At 58.4% G+C, this 17,861-nt stretch carries 16 protein-coding genes and 1 pseudogene; 12 read left to right on the top strand and 5 right to left on the bottom strand.

Features of this window, described 5'->3' with window-relative positions; genetic code table 11:
• Position 1: 1 nt before the first annotated feature.
• Positions 2-664, bottom strand: a pseudogene (locus tag HMPREF2651_RS11210) (6-carboxyhexanoate--CoA ligase); the annotation flags it as partial.
• A gap of 354 nt (positions 665-1,018) precedes the next feature.
• Here HMPREF2651_RS11210 and secY point away from each other — a divergent pair.
• Together secY and HMPREF2651_RS04725 are read left to right on the top strand one after the other, a co-directional pair.
• Positions 1,019-2,350, top strand: a complete 1,332-nt coding sequence (gene secY / locus HMPREF2651_RS04730) for a preprotein translocase subunit SecY (protein ID WP_141737477.1) — start codon at positions 1,019-1,021, stop codon at positions 2,348-2,350.
• Positions 2,350-2,901, top strand: a complete 552-nt coding sequence (locus HMPREF2651_RS04725; RefSeq protein ID WP_005509947.1) for an adenylate kinase — start codon at positions 2,350-2,352, stop codon at positions 2,899-2,901. The genes secY and HMPREF2651_RS04725 overlap by 1 nt, the downstream gene beginning before the upstream one ends.
• Before the next feature lie 179 nt (positions 2,902-3,080).
• On the opposite strand, the gene HMPREF2651_RS04720 is transcribed toward HMPREF2651_RS04725, so the two are convergent.
• Positions 3,081-3,662 (bottom strand): hypothetical protein, encoded by a 582-nt coding sequence (locus HMPREF2651_RS04720; RefSeq protein ID WP_049180781.1) that lies wholly within the window; start codon positions 3,660-3,662, stop codon positions 3,081-3,083.
• A gap of 226 nt (positions 3,663-3,888) precedes the next feature.
• Here HMPREF2651_RS04720 and map point away from each other — a divergent pair, with 226 nt between their 5' ends.
• The 9 genes from map (at position 3,889) to HMPREF2651_RS04675 (ending at position 11,894) form a co-directional block, all read left to right on the top strand.
• Positions 3,889-4,689, top strand: coding sequence for a type I methionyl aminopeptidase (gene map / locus HMPREF2651_RS04715; protein WP_038627674.1), 801 nt, complete (start codon positions 3,889-3,891; stop codon positions 4,687-4,689).
• 283 nt (positions 4,690-4,972) lie between these two features.
• Complete coding sequence (gene infA, locus HMPREF2651_RS04710; RefSeq protein WP_016422077.1) at positions 4,973-5,194, top strand: translation initiation factor IF-1; 222 nt, start codon at positions 4,973-4,975, stop codon at positions 5,192-5,194.
• Positions 5,195-5,490: 296 nt separating this feature from the next.
• On the top strand, positions 5,491-5,859 hold the full coding sequence (gene rpsM / locus HMPREF2651_RS04705) for a 30S ribosomal protein S13 (protein ID WP_005509836.1): 369 nt from the start codon (positions 5,491-5,493) through the stop codon (positions 5,857-5,859).
• Positions 5,860-5,862: 3 nt separating this feature from the next.
• Positions 5,863-6,267 carry a 30S ribosomal protein S11 gene (rpsK, locus tag HMPREF2651_RS04700; RefSeq protein ID WP_016422078.1) on the top strand — a complete coding sequence of 135 codons (405 nt, stop codon included), beginning with the start codon at positions 5,863-5,865 and terminating at the stop codon, positions 6,265-6,267.
• A 24-nt stretch (positions 6,268-6,291) separates the two neighbouring features.
• On the top strand, positions 6,292-6,897 hold the full coding sequence (rpsD, locus tag HMPREF2651_RS04695; RefSeq protein WP_038627676.1) for a 30S ribosomal protein S4: 606 nt from the start codon (positions 6,292-6,294) through the stop codon (positions 6,895-6,897).
• 73 nt (positions 6,898-6,970) lie between these two features.
• The gene (locus HMPREF2651_RS04690; RefSeq protein WP_038627678.1) at positions 6,971-7,996 is read left to right on the top strand and encodes a DNA-directed RNA polymerase subunit alpha; all 1,026 of its coding nucleotides are present in this window, start codon (positions 6,971-6,973) and stop codon (positions 7,994-7,996) included.
• A gap of 37 nt (positions 7,997-8,033) precedes the next feature.
• A complete protein-coding gene (rplQ, locus tag HMPREF2651_RS04685) occupies positions 8,034-8,510 on the top strand; it encodes a 50S ribosomal protein L17 (RefSeq protein WP_038627680.1) in 477 nt (158 codons plus the stop codon).
• 313 nt (positions 8,511-8,823) lie between these two features.
• On the top strand, positions 8,824-9,693 hold the full coding sequence (locus HMPREF2651_RS04680) for a tRNA pseudouridine synthase A (RefSeq protein ID WP_049180801.1): 870 nt from the start codon (positions 8,824-8,826) through the stop codon (positions 9,691-9,693).
• Between the two features lie 59 nt (positions 9,694-9,752).
• Positions 9,753-11,894, top strand: coding sequence for a DUF6541 family protein (locus HMPREF2651_RS04675; protein WP_049180782.1), 2,142 nt, complete (start codon positions 9,753-9,755; stop codon positions 11,892-11,894).
• A gap of 589 nt (positions 11,895-12,483) precedes the next feature.
• On the opposite strand, the gene HMPREF2651_RS10770 is transcribed toward HMPREF2651_RS04675, so the two are convergent.
• Positions 12,484-13,638 carry a hypothetical protein gene (locus HMPREF2651_RS10770; RefSeq protein WP_080972803.1) on the bottom strand — a complete coding sequence of 385 codons (1,155 nt, stop codon included), beginning with the start codon at positions 13,636-13,638 and terminating at the stop codon, positions 12,484-12,486.
• Between the two features lie 114 nt (positions 13,639-13,752).
• Here HMPREF2651_RS10770 and eccB point away from each other — a divergent pair, with 114 nt between their 5' ends.
• Positions 13,753-15,195: a type VII secretion protein EccB gene (gene eccB, locus HMPREF2651_RS04665; protein ID WP_038627684.1), complete on the top strand. Its 1,443-nt coding sequence runs from the start codon at positions 13,753-13,755 to the stop codon at positions 15,193-15,195.
• Here eccB and mycP read toward each other — a convergent pair.
• Both mycP and eccD read right to left on the bottom strand, forming a co-directional pair.
• A complete protein-coding gene (gene mycP / locus HMPREF2651_RS04660; RefSeq protein WP_246817330.1) occupies positions 15,154-16,392 on the bottom strand; it encodes a type VII secretion-associated serine protease mycosin in 1,239 nt (412 codons plus the stop codon). The two genes, eccB and mycP, sit on opposite strands and share 42 nt — an antisense overlap.
• Before the next feature lie 14 nt (positions 16,393-16,406).
• Positions 16,407-17,822, bottom strand: a complete 1,416-nt coding sequence (gene eccD, locus HMPREF2651_RS04655) for a type VII secretion integral membrane protein EccD (RefSeq protein ID WP_239663037.1) — start codon at positions 17,820-17,822, stop codon at positions 16,407-16,409.
• Positions 17,823-17,861: the final 39 nt, after the last annotated feature.

The following is a 17,861-nucleotide window of genomic DNA, read 5'->3' as shown; positions in this document are numbered from 1 at the left end:
GCGTGTTCTCCAGGTAGTCGATTAGCTCGGGGATATCGATGCCGGGTTCAACGATGAAAATGCGAGTACCAAGAGTGCTGCCGTGGTCCTTGATATTGGGGATACGGTGGAAGATTCCGTCCAGTGCGAGATAGCCACGCGTGTAAAAGGGATCGTCGGAGAGGCAGATTTCTGCGACGATGCCCGGGGCGCTGTGAACCTTGGATGCGAGGATGAGCGCCTCGTGAAAATGGTCCTTGGCGCAGTCCTTGCTGGGGTGTGAGATGGCATCAAAAGTGGAAACCCGTACACCGCGGGCTGGGTTTGGGTCGAGCCGCTCACCGGAGGAGGCATCGATAAGAGCGGCGCCGCGAAGACCCGTGAGTGAATAGGCCATCTCGACGGCGATATCGGCGGCCTGTATACCTGCAGCGTGTAGGCGTTGAGTAATGAGCTTGCGGGCGTCCCCAGGGCTGGAGTTCGACTCTAGAAAGGGGACTAACGCCGGCACGGTGCTGATGGTCGACTCATCAATCTTGTCCGCAGTGATGTGAATTGTGTCGGCTCGCCCCTTGTCGTGGTGAAGTGCACGGCTAGTCATAGCAGAAGCCAACTGAGGTAGTTCGGTGGCCGGTGCAAGACGCTCAGCGCCAGAGATATGGCAGCCATCGGCGCTGGAGCGCATGCGGATGCTGTAGGTACTCACAGAGCAAAACTTTAACACTGTTCAAGTTTTGTTTGAGAAGGTTGGGTGGAGCACATGAGAGGGCGGGGGCTCAGAGGGGATGAGCGCTGGAATCGTCGTCAAGCGAAAAGAGGGTGATTGACGGGGCGCTGTACTAACGGTGATATAGAGGCGTATTGCGACGATATGGAGAAACGCTGGTAGACTCACTACGTCAAATACTGTCAATTAAAGGTTTGAGGAATACGTCATCCGCGTTGCTTAACTAAAACGGAAGACTACTGGCGGATAAGCGGGTAAATCTTTCGGGAAAAGCGTGGGAGAAGCGGATTTCTTGACCTCGGGAGGATGCACGTGGCTTCCGGTCTCATTGCGGCGTTGCGCGATCCCGATTTGCGTAAGAAGATCTTCTTCACTCTGACGATGATCATTCTGTACCGAATCGGCTCGCAGATTCCAACCCCTGGTATCGACTACCAGTTGGTCAACGCGCAGCTCGAGCAGATTTCGAAAGATCAGTCCAGCGTTTACTCGCTGATCAACCTGTTCTCAGGTGGCGCTCTGCTGCAGATGGCGATTTTCGGCATCGGCATTATGCCGTACATTACGGCCTCGATTATCGTCCAGCTGCTCACGGTGGTGATTCCACACTTCGAGCAGTTGAAGAAGGAAGGGCAGTCGGGTCAGACAAAGATGACCCAGTACACCCGCTACCTCACAGTGGCGTTGGCGTTGCTGCAGTCTGCGGGCATTGTGGCCATGGCAGACCGTGGCGCCCTGCTGGGCGGCTCGCAGTCGCTGCTGGTAAAGGATGCGGGTGTCTTTGACCTCGTGGTGATGGTCGTTGTGATGACCTCCGGTGCCGTGCTGGTCATGTGGATGGGTGAGCTCATCACTGACCGAGGGGTCGGCAACGGTATGTCACTGCTGATTTTCTCCGGTATCGCCGCTGGTATGCCGGCGCAGGGAGCGAACATTCTGCGCTCCACTACCGGTGTCGTGTTTGCCACCGTGATTGTTGCCGTGCTGATTCTCATCATCGGCGTTATTTTCATTGAGCAGGGACAGCGCCGTATTCCGGTGCAGTACGCAAAGCGCATGGTTGGTCGTCGCCAGTACGGCGGATCTTCCACCTACCTGCCGCTGAAGGTGAACCAGGCCGGTGTTATCCCGGTCATCTTCGCGTCCTCTCTGATTTACGTGCCGGTTCTGATTACCCAGATTGTTCAGTCCGGTCAGTCGAATCCGAACATGGACAACTGGTGGCAGCGCAATGTCATTCAGTACCTGCTGGCGCCGTCCAGTTGGCAGTACATTCTGCTGTTCTTCCTGATGATCATCTTCTTCTCCTTCTTCTACACCTCCGTGCAGTATGACCCGCACGAGCAGGCGGAGAACATGAAGAAGTACGGCGGATTCATTCCGGGCTTCCGCCCGGGGCGTCCGACTGCTGAATACCTGTCCTACGTCCTGATTCGCCTGCTGACTGTCGGCTCGCTGTACCTGGCACTGATCGCTGTTCTGCCAAATGTCGCTCTTGATATGGGGCTTGGCGACGCGAACGCTGGTCGAGGCGGTATGTTTGGAGGTACAGCCCTGCTGATTCTGGTCAGTGTTGCGCTGACGACGGTCAAGCAGGTTGAAAGCCAAATGATGCAACGTAACTACGAAGGGTTCTTGAAGTAATGCGACTCGTACTTGTAGGTCCTCCCGGTGCAGGCAAGGGCACTCAGGCAGCTATCCTCTCGGAGAAGCTCGGTGTCCCACACATCTCCACCGGTGACCTGTTTCGCGCAAACATCGGTGAAGGTACTCCGCTCGGCATTGAGGCGAAGTCCTACATCGACGCCGGCAACCTTGTTCCGGACGACGTGACTGTGCGTATGGTCGAGTCCCGTCTGAACGAGGACGACGCTGCCAAGGGGTTCCTGTTGGATGGCTTCCCGCGCACTGTTGGTCAAGCAGAAGAGCTGAAGCGTCTGCTGTCCAACCTCGGCACTGAGCTGGATGCGGTCGTACAGTTCGACGTTTCTGAGGATGTCGTAGTCGAGCGCATGCTGGCCCGTGGTCGCGCAGACGACACTGAAGAGGTCATCCGCAACCGCATGCATGTGTACACCAATGAGACCGCTCCTTTGCTGGATTACTACTCGGAGAAGATCATCAAGATTGCCGCTGAGGGATCCGTTGAGGAGATTAACGAGCGCACGATGGCTGAGCTGGAGAAGCTGAACTAAGCTCCTGGCGCGCCGGATAACTAGACGCTCTAGCTTTTTTGCTGGCTGGAGCCGATGGGTTTGCCGGTTGTAGGTGGTTGTTGAAGCCGCCCTTTCGAACCGTTGAGGTTTGGAAGGGCGGCTTTTGTGTGTGGCTGTTGGGGTCTGGGGCGGGGGTGGGGGGCAGCCGATAGTGAGGGCTACTGGAAGTCCTGAATAATCTGGTCGATGAGTGGCTGCGCGGCCTCAGCGCTGATATTCGCGAAAACGAACTCTTGGTAGATGCGGTTGGCCTCGTCAATGACCATAACGAAAGGGGACCCCTTGTTGATGCCGCTAAATGCGTGCTTGCCGGGTAGCTCGTATGGTACGTAGTTTTCGACGGACTCAGCCTTTTCGTTAATGCGCTCGACAGTGGCCGGGTCCTCGGCCGTACTGAGCATTGCGGTGCCACCGTCTCCAACTGCCATTACGCAGGTGAAGCCATGTACGCTCTCGCTGCCAAAAATGACGGGTTTAGAGTCATCCGACTCGACGCAGCTGCCAATCGCCTCCTTAATTGCATCAGGTGTGAAGTTTTGGATTGACTCAGGCAGTGCAGAGGTGCCCATGAAACCCGAGGTGCTTCCAGGGGTCTCCGGCGATTCCGCGGCAGGGGAAGTGGAGGGGATAGTCGGCGCTGGCGACGGTTCGGGATTGCTTGAGCAAGCGCCAACCAGGAAAAGTGAGCTGGTGACAATAACAGCGCCCGCAGTCTGCGCGGACTTCAACAGTGAATGCATGCCAGTTATCGTAGGGCAGCTCAACTTTGGGTGTAAACCGCCCGAAAAACGAAGCAAGCCGATTGCAGATTAAGCGTCACGAATGAACATCCATAAAGATTCCCATGCAACGCCTCGTAGAAATACATGAAGCAGAGCGCTGGCTGGGGGAGCGATGCCCTCGTAGGTGGCGGGATTCGGCTAGCCGGTGGTTCCCTTCTAAGTCAGAGTAGACTCAACCAGCGTGATGAGTTTTCGACGCCGCCGCAAAGTAGTTCCTGCCCGCACCGAGGGAGAATTGGATGCGATGCAAGCGGCCGGCGAGATTGTCGGTCGTGCATTGCTGGCTTGCAGAAACGCTGCTAAGCCGGGGGTGACCACGGCAGATCTCAATGAGATCGCGCACCAGGTCATTATCGATGCTGGCGCAACGCCGTCCTTCCTTGGCTATGAAGGTTTTCCGGCGTCTGTCTGCGCATCTGTGAATGAAGTTGTTGTCCACGGCATTCCGTCAAGCTCTACGGTTCTCGCCGATGGTGATTTAGTCTCAATTGACTGTGGCGCAATCCTGGATGGCTGGCACGGTGATTCGGCACTTACGTTCGGCGTCGGAAAGCTGAGTGAAGATGTCGAAAAACTGAACATTGCGACATCAGAGGTCCTCACCGAAGGTATTAAGGCCATGGTTCCGGGCGCTCGCCTCACCGATATTTCGTATGCGCTTGAAATGGCCACCCGTGAGGCTGAACTGCGCCACGATATTGAGCTCGGCATCGTAGATGGATATGGCGGGCACGGCATTGGGCGGGAGATGCACATGGACCCCTTCCTGCCCAACGAGGGCAAAGCTGGAAAGGGCCCCCGCATCGTCGAAGGCTCCGTATTGGCCATTGAGCCGATGCTCATTCTCGGCGGCGAGTGGGGTAGTGATGAGCTTGACGACGGCTGGACGGTCGTCAGCGCGGATAGAATGCCGGCCTCCCATTGGGAGCATACAGTTGCCGCCACGGCGGACGGCCCCCGTATTTTGACTCCTCGATACGAATAACTAGTGCGTGAGGGCCAAGCGAAAGGTCAGAATGTTGCCATAAAGGCTGCGATGAATTCTGAACGGGTGGAGCGAACCAGCCTGCCGTCGCTTGCAACCGGTCCCATAATGGTCGTATTTGGTAAAAACGCAGGTCGCGTGTAAAGTTGGGCGATGGTGTGGGCGCAGTGTCGCTGCAGTGATGATTATCCCTGCACGGAACTGCTAAAACACCAGGCAGAGTAGAGATTTCCCAACTGGTGCCGGGATTGTCCCGGGTATCCGCCAGAGAGACGTGGAGGACATGGCTAAAAAGGAAGGCGCAATTGAGGTTGAGGGTCGCGTCGTCGAGCCCTTGCCGAACGCGATGTTCCGAGTGGAGCTGGACAACGGGCACAAGGTGCTCGCCCATATCAGTGGCAAGATGCGCCAGCACTACATCCGTATTCTCCCGGAAGACCGAGTCGTAGTGGAGCTCTCTCCCTACGATCTCGAGCGTGGGCGAATCGTCTACCGCTACAAGTAAATCGACCTGACCACTGTTGGTAGTGGTTATGGGCTTATTTACTAACTAGACAGAAACTCCACCGTCCTAGCTGCTTCTGGTGACGGCCGCGTGATGTTGAGGCCTGGCGTCTCAGCAGATTGGCGCGGCGGTTCTTTATGAAAGCTTTTCCACAGAAGTAAGCGAGACTACCTCCGGCAACGGTGGCTGGAGCCTTTCTATAACACCTGCGCGACTCGGCGTCCGACCGAGTGAGCCGGGCCTGGGAAGGGTGGCAGTGGAGTAAACCACCGCATCAACCGGAAGGAAATTGCCGTATGGCACGCCTTGCTGGAGTTGACCTGCCACGCAACAAGCGTATGGAGGTCGCTCTTACCTACATTTATGGCATCGGCCCTGCCCGTGCCAATGAGCTGCTGGAGAAGACTGGCATCTCTCCGGACCTGCGTACCGATGCTCTCACTGATGAGCAGGTCGCCGCGCTGCGTGACGTGATTGAGGCCACCTGGAAGGTCGAGGGTGACCTCCGCCGTCAGGTTCAGGCTGATATCCGCCGCAAGATTGAGATTGGTTCCTACCAGGGTCTGCGCCACCGTCGTGGCCTGCCGGTCCGTGGTCAGCGCACCAAGACCAACGCTCGTACGCGTAAGGGTCCGAAGAAGACGATCGCCGGAAAGAAGAAGTAAAACATGGCAGCTCCGAAGTCCGCACGCGGCCGTCGTACCGGCCGTCGCGTTGTAAAGAAGAACGTGGCTCAGGGCCACGCATACATCAAGTCCACCTTCAACAACACCATCGTGTCCATCACGGACCCGAAGGGCGCTGTTATCTCGTGGGCCTCCTCGGGTCACGTCGGTTTCAAGGGCTCCCGTAAGTCCACTCCGTTCGCTGCCCAGATGGCTGCCGAGAACGCTGCTCGTAAGGCCATGGAGCACGGTATGAAGAAGGTTGACGTTTTCGTTAAGGGTCCGGGTTCGGGCCGCGAAACCGCCATCCGTTCCCTCCAGGCTGCTGGCCTTGAGGTGTCCTCGATCTCGGATGTGACCCCTCAGCCGCACAACGGCTGCCGTCCGCCGAAGCGTCGTCGCGTCTAGGAATAGGGTAAGGAGAGAACAGAAATGGCCCGTTATACCGGTCCCGCAACCCGTAAGTCCCGTCGTCTCCGCGTCGACCTCGTCGGTGGCGACATGAACTTCGAGCGTCGTCCCTACCCTCCGGGGCAGGCTGGTCGCGCTCGTATCAAGGAGTCGGAGTACCTGCTCCAGCTCCAGGAGAAGCAGAAGGCACGTTTCACCTACGGCGTGATGGAGAAGCAGTTCCGTCGCTACTACGCCGAGGCTCACCGTCGTCCGGGCAAGACTGGCGATAACCTCGTCGTCCTGCTGGAGTCGCGTCTCGACAACGTTGTCTACCGCGCTGGTCTGGCTCGTACTCGTCGCCAGGCTCGTCAGCTGGTTTCCCACGGCCACTTCACCGTTAACGGTAAGAAGATCAACGTGCCGTCCTTCCAGGTAAGCCAGTACGACATCATCGACGTGCGCCCGAAGTCGCAGAAGATGATGTGGTTCGAAGAGGCACAGGAGAACCTGGTCGACGCTGTCGTCCCGGCATGGCTTCAGGTTGTTCCTGAGTCCCTGCGCATCCTCGTGCACCAGACCCCGGAACGCGCACAGATCGACATTCCGCTTCAGGAACAGCTGATCGTCGAGTTCTACTCGAAGTAATAACTAACTTCGCTTGCATCCATTCATTCCCTATGGCGTCATATAGCGGTCGCCACCTGGAGGATTTTCGAAAATGCTCATTTCCCAGCGCCCAACGCTGACTGAGGACTACATTGATTCCTCTCGCTCCCGGTTCGTTATCGAACCGCTGGAGCCGGGTTTCGGTTACACCCTCGGTAACTCTCTTCGTCGTACGTTGCTGTCGTCCATTCCGGGCGCTGCAGTCACCAGCATCCGCATCGACGGTGTGCTGCACGAGTTCACCACTATCCCGGGCGTGAAGGAAGATGTCTCCGACATCATCCTGAACATCAAGGGTCTGGTGCTCTCGAGCGAGTTCGACGAGCCGGCTACCGTTTACCTGCGTCGCGAAGGTGCAGGCGCGGTGACCGCTGCAGACATTGAGTGCCCAGCAGGTGTGGAGATTCATAACCCGGATCACCACATCGCTACTCTCAACGAATCCGGTCGCTTGGATATTGAGATGATCGTTGAACGTGGTCGTGGCTACGTGCCGGCGACCCCGAACTCCGGTGGCGAAATTGGCCGCATTCCGATGGACCAGATTTACTCGCCAGTTCTGAAGGTCAGCTACAAGGTGGAGGCTACTCGTGTTGAGCAGCGCACCGACTTTGACAAGCTGATCATCGATGTCGAGACCAAGAACTCGATCACCGCCCGCGACGCAATGGCGTCGGCAGGCAAGACTCTGGTTGAGCTGTTCGGTCTGGCACGCGAGCTGAACGAGGCTGCTGAGGGCATCGAGATTGGCCCGAGCCCGCGCGAGGCTGAGGATGTCGCTGCGTACCAGACTCCGATTGAGGATCTGGACTTCTCTATGCGCTCCTACAACTGCCTAAAGCGTGAGGAGATCCACACTGTCGGTGAGCTCGCTGCTCGTACCGAGTCGGATCTGCTGGATATCCGCAACTTCGGTGACAAGTCCATCAATGAGGTCAAGGAAAAGCTCGCTGAGCTTGGCCTGGCTCTGAAGGATTCCCCGAACAACTTCGACCCGGCTGCTGTCGCTGATTTGGACGCTGCCTCGGGCGATGACGCTGACTGGACTGATGGCGCAAGCGCTGGCTACGACGAGTAGTTCACCGACGCGACTTCATTAAAACGAGGAGATACCTATGCCTACCCCTAAGCAGGGTTCCCGTCTCGGCGGCTCCGCTTCGCACCAGAAGAAGATTCTGGCCAATCTCGCGAAGCAGCTCATCGAGCACGGCAAGATTAAGACCACCGACACCAAGGCCAAGCTGCTGCGTCCGTACGTTGAGAAGCTGATTACCAAGGCAAAGCGCGGCACTCTCGCAGATCGCCGCAACGTTGCAAAGCTGCTCAACGACAACTACGCAGTTAAGAAGCTGTTCGACGAGATCGGTCCGCAGTTCGCTGATCGCGACGGCGGCTACACCCGCATCATTAAGCTGGGTAACCGCAAGGGCGACAACGCCCCGATTTCTCTGATCGCTCTGGTTGAGGAAGAGACCGCAACTGCTGAGGCAACTCGCGCAACTCGCGCCGCTGCTTCCAAGCAGGCTGAAGAGGCAAAGGCCGAAGAGGCCGAGGCTGAGGCTGCTGAAGCTGAGGCTGCAGAGGAGGAGTAAATCCCCTCGCCGACGGCTTTTGGCCGTCACAGCTTTGAACCCCCGTCGAGTAGTTCATATCTGAACTCTCTACCGGGGGTTCTTTGTGCTTGACGACGGCGCACAGCGCCCGACCCCAGTTCTGTCTCCGGTTACACCGAAGATTACGTACCAACATTGGGAGCTGTACGGAGGCCCTTCGGTGGAAACTGGTGATTTTCTAATCCGGGGTCGCGGCTACAATCTGTTAACCGTGACATCACTTACGCCAACGACTCCGGATACCCCGTGCGATTCTCCCGATCGTGCCGCTACGGGGAGTACCGCCTCCGACCTGGTTCGGTTGCGTTTTGACATTGCCTATGATGGGACAGATTTCCACGGTTGGGCTGCTCAGCGCGATAAGCCTACGGGAGAACCGGTGCGGACTGTGCAGGCGACGTTGGAATCCACTCTGGAGAAGGTGTTGCGCACTCCAGTGCAACTGACTGTGGCCGGTCGTACAGATGCCGGCGTTCATGCCTCCGGTCAGGTGGCTCACGCAGATGTTCCTGTCTCTTGTTTAGACACACGTTCTATCGCAGGGGACCCGGGTAATTTGGTTCGTCGTGTAGCGCGACTATTGCCCGCGGACGTGACGCTTCGGGGCGCCTCGTTTGCGCCCCCGGGTTTCGATGCCCGCTTTTCCGCGTTACGTCGGCATTATGTCTATCGTGTCACTAGTTGCGTCAGTGGCCCGCTTCCTACCCGTGCTCGCGATACGGCCCACTGGCGACGGTCAGTGGATATCGACCGTATGCAGGTGGCAGCTGATGCTCTACTGGGGCTCAATGACTTCGCCGCTTTTTGTCGACACAAGCCACATGCCACAACCACTAGAGATTTACAGCGGTTCCAGTGGTTCGACGTATCTACGCGGGAAGAACCGGAGCTGTACGAGGCCCATGTGACTGCCGACGCGTTCTGCTGGTCTATGGTGCGCTCACTGGTAGGGGCCTGCCTTAGCGTCGGTGAAGGGCGGCGTGAGGTTGGATTCACTGAACAGTTGTTGAGTGAAGAGAAGCGTTCCCCGTTGGTCCCGGTGGCAGAGGCGCGTGGGCTCAGCCTGGTAGGTGTTGATTACCCCGCCGATGCTGATCTGGCGGCCAGGGCGGAGCAGACCCGTGAGCGTCGTGATGCCCGGACAGATGTGGACGAGGCTTAAATGTACAAGCTCTCGGTAAAATTCCCTGAAGAAAGTGACCGTAGGAGGAGTGTTCGGTAGTGGTGTGGGCAATTGTTAGCTTGGTTGCGCTGCTCGTAATCCCCGGCGCTGTTGTAGTGCGAGCCAGCGGCGTTCGTACACCGTGGGCGCTGGCCCTCGGTCCTGCGGTGACGTTTGGTATCGCAGGCACCGCAGGGTGGGTGCTCGGCGCTATCGATGTGCGCTTCACCTTGGTCAGTGCGTCTATCTGCTGCGCCGTGACATTACTTCTCGCGCTGTGCTGGCGTGGCGGCAGCGCTTTGATTCGGCGACGGCGCGGTGGTGTCAATCGCTCGGTGTCGGCCGAGGCGCAGCCGCTCGCCGCAAGTCGATGGCGCGAGTTGGGTTATGGGCTAATCGCAAGTATCGGGGTCATCATCGCAGCGGCGGTTCTCACGTGGACCGCTATCGGCCGCATCGCTTCAATGTCCGAGGGGATGGCGACCATCCAGCAAGGCTGGGACACACTCTGGCATGCAAGTGTGCTCCGTTCGATTACGGAAGATGGCATGGCCTCGGCCACTAGGATGGGCGAGATCCAGAATGTGGAAACTCAGGCGGTGTCCTACTATCCCGCCGCATGGCATGCGTTCGGTGCGCTTTGGGTACTGATTGTCCGTCTACCAATCACCGAGGCGGTCAATTACCTCGGCATTATCATTCCGGCCGTGACCATACCCACGGCTGCTGCGGCGCTGACCTGGCGAATTATTGATCGCCAAAAGCTGTCCACCGCCGTTGCCGCGGGGGTTGCGGCGCTTGTTTCCGCAGCGCTTCCGGTATTGATGCCCGTCGGGGTCTTCGTGGGGGCTTGGCCGTACCAGGTCTCGATTGCGCTAGCGATTACCGTTTTTGCCTTTGCTACGTCGCTCCCACACGCACCTCAGCGCATCTTGAGCGCCGCTCTTGCAATAATCGGTATCGGAGAGCTCCATCCGGCATCGGTGCCTACAGTTGTTATGCTCGGTGCAATCTGGTGGTTGTGCTACCGCCTGCCGCGTCCCGCGCATCCTGAACTGGGTGCGGTTCGCGCCAAGCTTTACGACGTCGCGGTGATTGCAGCCGCCTTTGTGCCAGCAGTGGCAGTTCTACTGCCGCAGTGGCTTACGGGAACTTCTCAGACCGAGGATGTGCGCGCGGTTAGCGCTGAAGTAGACGACCTCGATCGTTTCGATGCGTGGTATCGAGGCGCCACAATGCTGACTCGCCACACTGAGGAATTCCGGCCGTTCTGGCCAATTATTATCCTCGGTTTCATCGGAATGGCGGTTTTGGTTTTCGCAGGTACTTCGCGCCGACGGGTGTGGGTAGTACCGGCCTGGTTTGTTTCGGTGTTGATGACGACCCACGCGCTCAATCATTTTGGTGGCATGCCGGGCGATATTCTCGCGTTGTACACGGAGCTTCACTATTCCACGCCTCACCGGTTGGTGATGGTCACCGCGTATCTGTATTCCGCGTTTGCGGGTATCGCCGTGGCGTGGAGCTGCGCGTGGGCGGCTCGAATTAGTGAGTCAAAGGTGCCATCGACGGGGCGGGTTCTGGGGTTGAGCTTAGCGACGGTGAGCTCTGCTGTACTCGTCGTCTATGGAGTGGCGTCTAATGCTAGCGCTGCAGATTTCGCCTACAAGAGCCCTCGAGAATGGCAAATCATTTCCAATGCTGACCTGAAGGCATTTGATTGGTTGGCCGAGCAGCCGGAGGCACATAAGTACCGCACGTTTACGAATCCGCCGGAGGGGTCCAGCTGGATGTACGCTCGCAATGATCTGCCGGTAGTGTTCCCGCACTATGACTGGCCAGTTGCGAATAAGTGGACTGCCACCTCAATGCTGTATTGGCACGCTGATTACCTCGGTTTTCCAGACCCCGATCGGCCGGATGGGGCGAACGATGTCGACCGCTCAGCCCGAAAGCTGAACGTGGGATTCATCTATTTGTCACCCCCGGGTATTTGGGATTCCAAGGAGGATTTAGAGTTTCCTGGTGAAGGGCTCTGGGTAGCTCCAGGGGTAACCCCTGTTTATCGAGATAGGGAAGTAACCATCTTCGCTTTCAATGATGTGATCACGCCAGAACGCATCGACGAGATGCGAGCTAGTTCTCCGGAAGTAATTCCTCCCTCGGCTACTAGGGGATGGAGCGATGGTCGGGTAGGTTAGGACATCATGCGGATGAATAAATTTATGGCAACGATCGCAGCCGGTGTGATGATGACTTTCGCGCTGGCCGGATGTGGAGACGACGAGCCGGCTAAGCCGGAAGTCTCGAATCGCTCCGTCAGTTCTTCCGCAAAGACTAAATCCTCGACTCCGCCGAAACCGACTGAGGAGTCGACGAAATCGACAGAATCAGAGACGCCGACGGAGACTCCTGCAATCACCCAGGTCAATGATGCGGATTACACTCCGGCGGACGGCCCAAATACTCGACTCTTTCAGTTGGAGGATGGCACGACACGTTGTTTCCTCAACGATTTGAGCGGTGACGCCTACTTGGCCTGTCAGGTGAATCTTGCCAATCCTCCGATGGTCGATGACGGCACGGGGAACGAGGTTCCCGCCAATGCTGTGTCCTGGAATCCGGGAGGAGTTACTTACGAGGTCCTTACTTTCCCGCCGGCGGGTGAGATGAAGACGCTGCCAGCGAATTCTCAGTTGAGCGCATTCGGATACAGCTGCGCGGCCTATGGCCCGTCGACTCTGGAGTGCTCGGGACCAGCGGGCGCTGCCACTATCGACAATGGCAATGTCACCGGTGCACAGATGCCGAAGGAGGATGTGCCTCCTGCAGCAGGCGGTCAGCCGGGTGGCCAAGAAAATGGTGCTCCGAATGACCCAGCGCAGCAGGGTGAGCCTGACGGCTCCCCGGCGCCGGGCGGTCTGCCAGATTTGGGCGCGTTGATTCCGGGACTGAACCGCTAGTTGCCCGCATAGCCAGTGGCTGCAGTTCATCGGTAGTGCGGGAGGTAGATAGCGTCCAGGTGAATTCGCCCATCACCAGTCGAGGGCATGAAGCTGGCATTTCCGATGCTGCTGCCGTGGGCGAACCTGCACGACTGACCTCGATGATTCTCGCGATTCCCGTACGCAGGTCGGGCTCATACTCTTCGACGACAACCACATCGACGGTGTCGTCTCCAGCTCGCGCGAGAAGTACTGCGCCCAGATCAAGAGCCACAGTAAAGAAATGTGGACGGGACGTGCGAATTCCTACTCGATAGCCGAGCGAGAGCATTCCGATGAGCAACTCACAAATGTCCTGATTTCCGCAGTCGACCTCCAATCGGGGAAGGTTCGCGGGACACATTGTGATGGTTTGTCCACTGCTCCCGACCCCTATGACCTGCGCTGGACCATTAGTGATAGCGACGTCACGTTGTCGGCTTAACCACAGGTGCGGTTTGCGCCCCAACGCCGCCACATGATGAGAGCGTCCAGTGCGGCGCAGCTGTACTACCTCCGCAGAGCTCTCAGTCAGAGCACACTCCTGTGCCGTTAATCGCCGTACGCGAATGCCAAGGGTCCCCAGCCTGTGGATGAGGAAGCGTAGGGCTTTGTCAGTGGAGGCTTCCACCGGAAGAGTTGCCACCAGATGTGTCCAGGGCTCAGGGGTTGTGCCGGAGCGTTCGGCCGCTCGGAAGTAGCGGTGCGCATGCTCTCCGCGGATTTCCGGCGCAATGTGATAAAAACACAGCGCATCCAGGGTCACTGGGCTGTCGTCGGCAAGCGAGACGATATCCGCAGCGCTTAGCTGGCTACGCAGACCTGGTGTGAGACGTAGTCCGATGAACTGTCCTGGTTCGGTGCGTCGCAGCCGGTCGCGAAGGCTGCGTCCGCGCACAGGGACATGCGCGCCTGCAGTGATGATTATTGCTGTAATGAGCAGCCACAATGACAATGGCATGTGAAAATCCCCCCAATATGTTCCCCACTAAAATTCCCCTGGTCGCACAGTAGCGCGGCCTGGCTTACTCTGCAGGGTAGAGATTATTTGGGGGAATAGTTTTGGGGGAAACTCATGCCACGTACACCGACCACGCCTAGCCAGGTCAGCGGTCATCGATTCTTGATTCGTCGGATTGAGCATGCGCTTGTGCGTGCGGATTCGCGAATGCTGCACGACCCTCTGCGCACGCGAACCCGAGCACTGTTTATCGGCTGTGCGCTGGTGGTTTTACTGGCCGCCGGTACTGCGGTGCTGTCGTTGGTGCGACCGCAGGGCGGTTCTAGCTCCAATGAGCAGCTGATTGTCGTGTCAGGGTCGGAGGGCCTACATGTACGTGTCAATGGTCGATTGCATCCAGTCGCGAATCTCGCATCGGCGCGGTTAATTTTGGGCAATCCTGCTGAGCCGAAACGGGTGCGCAGTAGCGAGTTGGACAAAGAGGACATCAGTTTTGCTGTCGGGATTGAGGGCGCACCAGCAGTTCCGGCCACGCCGGCAGGCTCTGGGGCCTCGGGAGCTGCCAAGACGGGCAGCGTAGGTGCGCCGGAGCTGGCACTGTCTTTATGCGAGCGGACGGTGCAAGACCTCGGGCAACCGTGGATTGTTGCAGAGTCACTTGCGCGTCTTGAGGAAGTACGTGGGGAACCGCAGCAGCTTACCCGGACCCACTCGGACAGTGCCGTTGTTGCCGATGGCCAAAACCACTGGCTGATTACGCAGGGCTACCGCTCACGGTTGGATGTCAACCACCCGGAGCACGCCGCTGTTTCTCGAGCGCTGGGTTTGGAGCGCGCCGCAGTCCGGCCTGTTAGCCCTGCGTTGCTCAGAGCGATTCCGGAGGTTCCGATTCTGGCCGCGCCAGCAATTCCAAACCGCGGCGCACCCACACACTTCGCCGCCCCATTCGACACAGTCGGCAATGTGGTCGAGGTCGGGCAGCGGCGCGTTATCGTGCTTGACGACGGTGCCGCGATTCTCTCCCCGGTGCTAGGAGAGCTATTAGCTGCACATAGCCCAGTTCTGCAGGCCAGTGAAGGGCAGCTGGCGGCAGTACCCGTTGCGAATGCACCAGCAGTCCCGGGACTACCTGAAAAGCCGTTGACGTTTGCCGATGCTGATGGCTGGTTGTGTGCCGGCCGGATAGCAGGACGGCTGCAAGCTCTCGTGCAGTGGTCGCAGCATGCTCCGGAGGGGCGGCACGTGGATTACCCGCATGCTGACGGGGCGGGTGTGGCCGTCGACGGTTTCGTGGATGGCCGCAGTCGTGAGCGCAGCTCGATCGCAGTAAGCGTAAATGGGGCTGTACACGTCATTTCGCCAGAGGGAATGCGCTTTGCTGTGCACGATCGCACGACGTTGGCTGCTCTCGGGTTTAATGCATCATCCAACGCCGACAGCGGTGGTACGCGGCCAGTGGACTGGGAAGTTCTGGCCGCGTTGCGTGGAGGCCCTGAGCTGAGTAAGCAGGCGGCGCTAGGGCCGCTGTCCGGGACGCGAGAGCAGCCAGGCACCTAGGCCCAGCACGCATATCAGGAGCAAACCAGTCGCCCGGAGCGGTGCATTGTGCTCCTGCGAAGAAAGCAGATCCGGCGGAGCCGGTGCGGCAGCGGGATTGGCGGCGTGCTGCGCGGCGGTGTCCACAGTGGTCCAAATCAGAGCGTCATACGGTGCAATGATGCCGCGACCAAGGTCGAGGTCGGAACTAATTGGGCTCGCGGAATTAAGGATGATGTCGCGAACCTGTGCTGGGGAAAGCTCTGGGTTTCGCGCCAGCAGCAGGGCAGCCGTTCCCGACACGGCTGGCGTGGCAAAACTGGTGCCGGCGATTTGCTGAGCTCGGGTGTTATCCCCGGACCCGAACACGTGGCGGTCTATGAGGCCGGTAGGGGTGCGCGGATCGGGACCGAGTACGGGACCGCCGGGAGCAGAGACATTGACCCATTGTCCCGTGATTGCATACTCCGCGGGTTGTGCTTGGCCAGCATCGTCGAACTGTACTGCTGATACTGCGATTACCTCCGGCAGGACTGCGGGCCACGCTACGGATCCGGCCTGACAACTATCGCCCTTATTTCCTGCCGCTGCGACCACTACTGCGCCTGAGACTTCCGCACGTGCGACGCTCTCGGCAACATCCGTTGCACCTTGGGGCATTACACCTGCCGGGGCACACGATGTGAGCGAGATATTGATAACCCTCGCGCCCTCCGCGACGGCCCTGTCGATAGCTTGTGCCAGCGACTCCAAATTGCCTTCGCCATCGGCCGTTTGTCTTATCGACAACACGTGCGCGTCGGGCGCCAGTCCCGCAAAACCATCGGCACCGGGCCGGCCTGCAATAATGCCGGCTACTAGAGTTCCGTGACCGTCGCAGTCTACGAACCCGCTGTCGCCGTCGACAAAATCGCCACCGTCGAGAACCTCGCCCAGGCGCTCATTGGGTGAGACCCCGGTATCGATCACCGCCACCGTAATCCCCGCACCCGTCGTCAGTTGCCATGCTTGGCGAAACCGAAGAGTTTTTTCGATCACTGTCGGTTCACGCAGTGCGCTTTCCGACGACAGCATCGTGGCCACGCAGTCCTGGCTGTTCTGGGCAGCCGCTATTGGTGCGATGCCCGACGGTGCTACTGCGGTGGCCGCCGTCAACGTGGAGATAAGCACCGTGGAAAGTGCGGTCGTGGCGGTGAGACGGGTTTTTATGGCATTCATGAAAAGTGGGTTTTTCACTGGAAGAACCCACTTACGAACTCAGGGAATTCGGCAATGATGGCCGCAATGGGCAGAATGACGGCGATGCTGCAGGCCTCGGTTAGCTCAGCTATGCGGCGCGTTGTAGGTGAGATGCGTGACGCTGGAAATGCGGCTAAGGCGGTGGCTGCAAGCATTGGGACGACAAGGCCAGCGGAAACTGGCCAATTGCCTTCGAACCACTGTTGAAAGGCGACAGCCACAATGACGGCAAGACCAGCTAAAGCAGTGCAGGTGGAAGCTACTTTCCGGGCTTGGCCACGGGAGTGAATTGCACAAAAGACTATGACAGCAGCAGCCATGCCCAGAGGCCACCACCTGTTCGCATAGGCTCCGGAGAAAAGTACCACCAGGGTGAAAATGCTGAGACTTCCGGTGCCACTGCAGACGATGCCGTCGAGAATCCAACCCGCTCGCTTAGGTGCGTTGTGGGATATTTCGGGAGTTTCGCTGTCATCGAAGCTCTCTCCGGCGGCAGGGACTTTGGGTACGCGAATACCGGCAGCCTTGATAGCCAGGGAAGGTGCCAGCAGTATCAGGATGACTGCACTAGCAGCGGTGAGTGCTCCTGATTGAACCGAGTTCTGGAAAAGTGCGACAGCCGCAGCGTAAATACCGAAGGTAACTGCAGCGCTGAGACTCGCGGCGCCCAGGGTAACAGTGATGCGGTTGTCGCCGTCGTCGGTGTTGGAAATGAGAAAAACCAAACCGGTGACGGCAAGCGCGACGCTAATCGCAGCAGTCGGCGGCCAGTCGGTGAGTATGCGGTGTAGGTCGAGGCCAACGAAGCAGAGCCCCGAAGCGGTGCCCAGAATGAGCACTTGCAGCTCCAGGGACATGACAATCGCCGGTTTTGCGCTACACAACAGAGCCAGGCGCAGTCCACCGGCTACTGCCAGCAGTGCGATGAAGCTGATTGCCGCGGCCAGTGTGGAATCGGTACTGCTCAAGCTCAGTGAGGCAGCTGCAATTGAAGCTGTGGCTACGAGGGCGGCGGTACAGCCAACAACTAAATCAGCCGTACCGATACCGTCGGTATAGGTGGTGTCGGTAATAGCATCGGCGGCATCGAAGAGCCGAGGTTTGGGCACGGGCCCTGGGTCGTTGATAACAACCAGGCGTTCGCCTGGCGCAATACCGGCATCGTTCAGGGTGTCGTCGGCAAGCAATATCGTGCCGGCGGCGGTCCGTAGCTGCCACTGTGCCAGCGGGAAGTCCGCAATGTCGATATCGAAAATTTGCAGGATATCCGGTACGAGTGCGGCGATTGCGACGTTGGTCGGTAATGCAAGGTCTGCGTGTGCTCGGTTGGCGTCTTCGGGCATGTGTGCGGCATCAATGCGCACGCGAATGAGTTCCCCCAGCATGTATTTCCCCCATGAATTCTGCATGCTTTAGTCCCTCTAGAGTGGCGTACAACTCGTTAGAGC

Source organism: Corynebacterium sp. HMSC063A05 (assembly GCF_001809695.1).
Classification (GTDB): domain Bacteria; phylum Actinomycetota; class Actinomycetes; order Mycobacteriales; family Mycobacteriaceae; genus Corynebacterium; species Corynebacterium amycolatum.
The sequence above is the reverse complement of the archived record's forward strand: the minus strand, read 5'-3'. Positions and strand labels throughout refer to the sequence as shown.

Excerpts from the sequence above, each read along its gene's own strand:
- HMPREF2651_RS04725 (WP_005509947.1), top strand. The coding sequence starts at position 2,350 with ATGCGACTCGTACTTGTAGGTCCTCCCGGTGCAGGCAAGGGCACTCAG.
- HMPREF2651_RS04720 (WP_049180781.1), bottom strand. The coding sequence starts at position 3,662 with ATGCATTCACTGTTGAAGTCCGCGCAGACTGCGGGCGCTGTTATTGTC.
- map (WP_038627674.1), top strand. The coding sequence starts at position 3,889 with ATGAGTTTTCGACGCCGCCGCAAAGTAGTTCCTGCCCGCACCGAGGGA.
- infA (WP_016422077.1), top strand. The coding sequence starts at position 4,973 with ATGGCTAAAAAGGAAGGCGCAATTGAGGTTGAGGGTCGCGTCGTCGAG.
- rpsM (WP_005509836.1), top strand. The coding sequence starts at position 5,491 with ATGGCACGCCTTGCTGGAGTTGACCTGCCACGCAACAAGCGTATGGAG.
- rpsK (WP_016422078.1), top strand. The coding sequence starts at position 5,863 with ATGGCAGCTCCGAAGTCCGCACGCGGCCGTCGTACCGGCCGTCGCGTT.
- rpsD (WP_038627676.1), top strand. The coding sequence starts at position 6,292 with ATGGCCCGTTATACCGGTCCCGCAACCCGTAAGTCCCGTCGTCTCCGC.
- HMPREF2651_RS04690 (WP_038627678.1), top strand. The coding sequence starts at position 6,971 with ATGCTCATTTCCCAGCGCCCAACGCTGACTGAGGACTACATTGATTCC.
- rplQ (WP_038627680.1), top strand. The coding sequence starts at position 8,034 with ATGCCTACCCCTAAGCAGGGTTCCCGTCTCGGCGGCTCCGCTTCGCAC.
- HMPREF2651_RS10770 (WP_080972803.1), bottom strand. The coding sequence starts at position 13,638 with ATGCCATTGTCATTGTGGCTGCTCATTACAGCAATAATCATCACTGCA.
- eccB (WP_038627684.1), top strand. The coding sequence starts at position 13,753 with ATGCCACGTACACCGACCACGCCTAGCCAGGTCAGCGGTCATCGATTC.
- mycP (WP_246817330.1), bottom strand. The coding sequence starts at position 16,392 with ATGAATGCCATAAAAACCCGTCTCACCGCCACGACCGCACTTTCCACG.
- eccD (WP_239663037.1), bottom strand. The coding sequence starts at position 17,822 with ATGCAGAATTCATGGGGGAAATACATGCTGGGGGAACTCATTCGCGTG.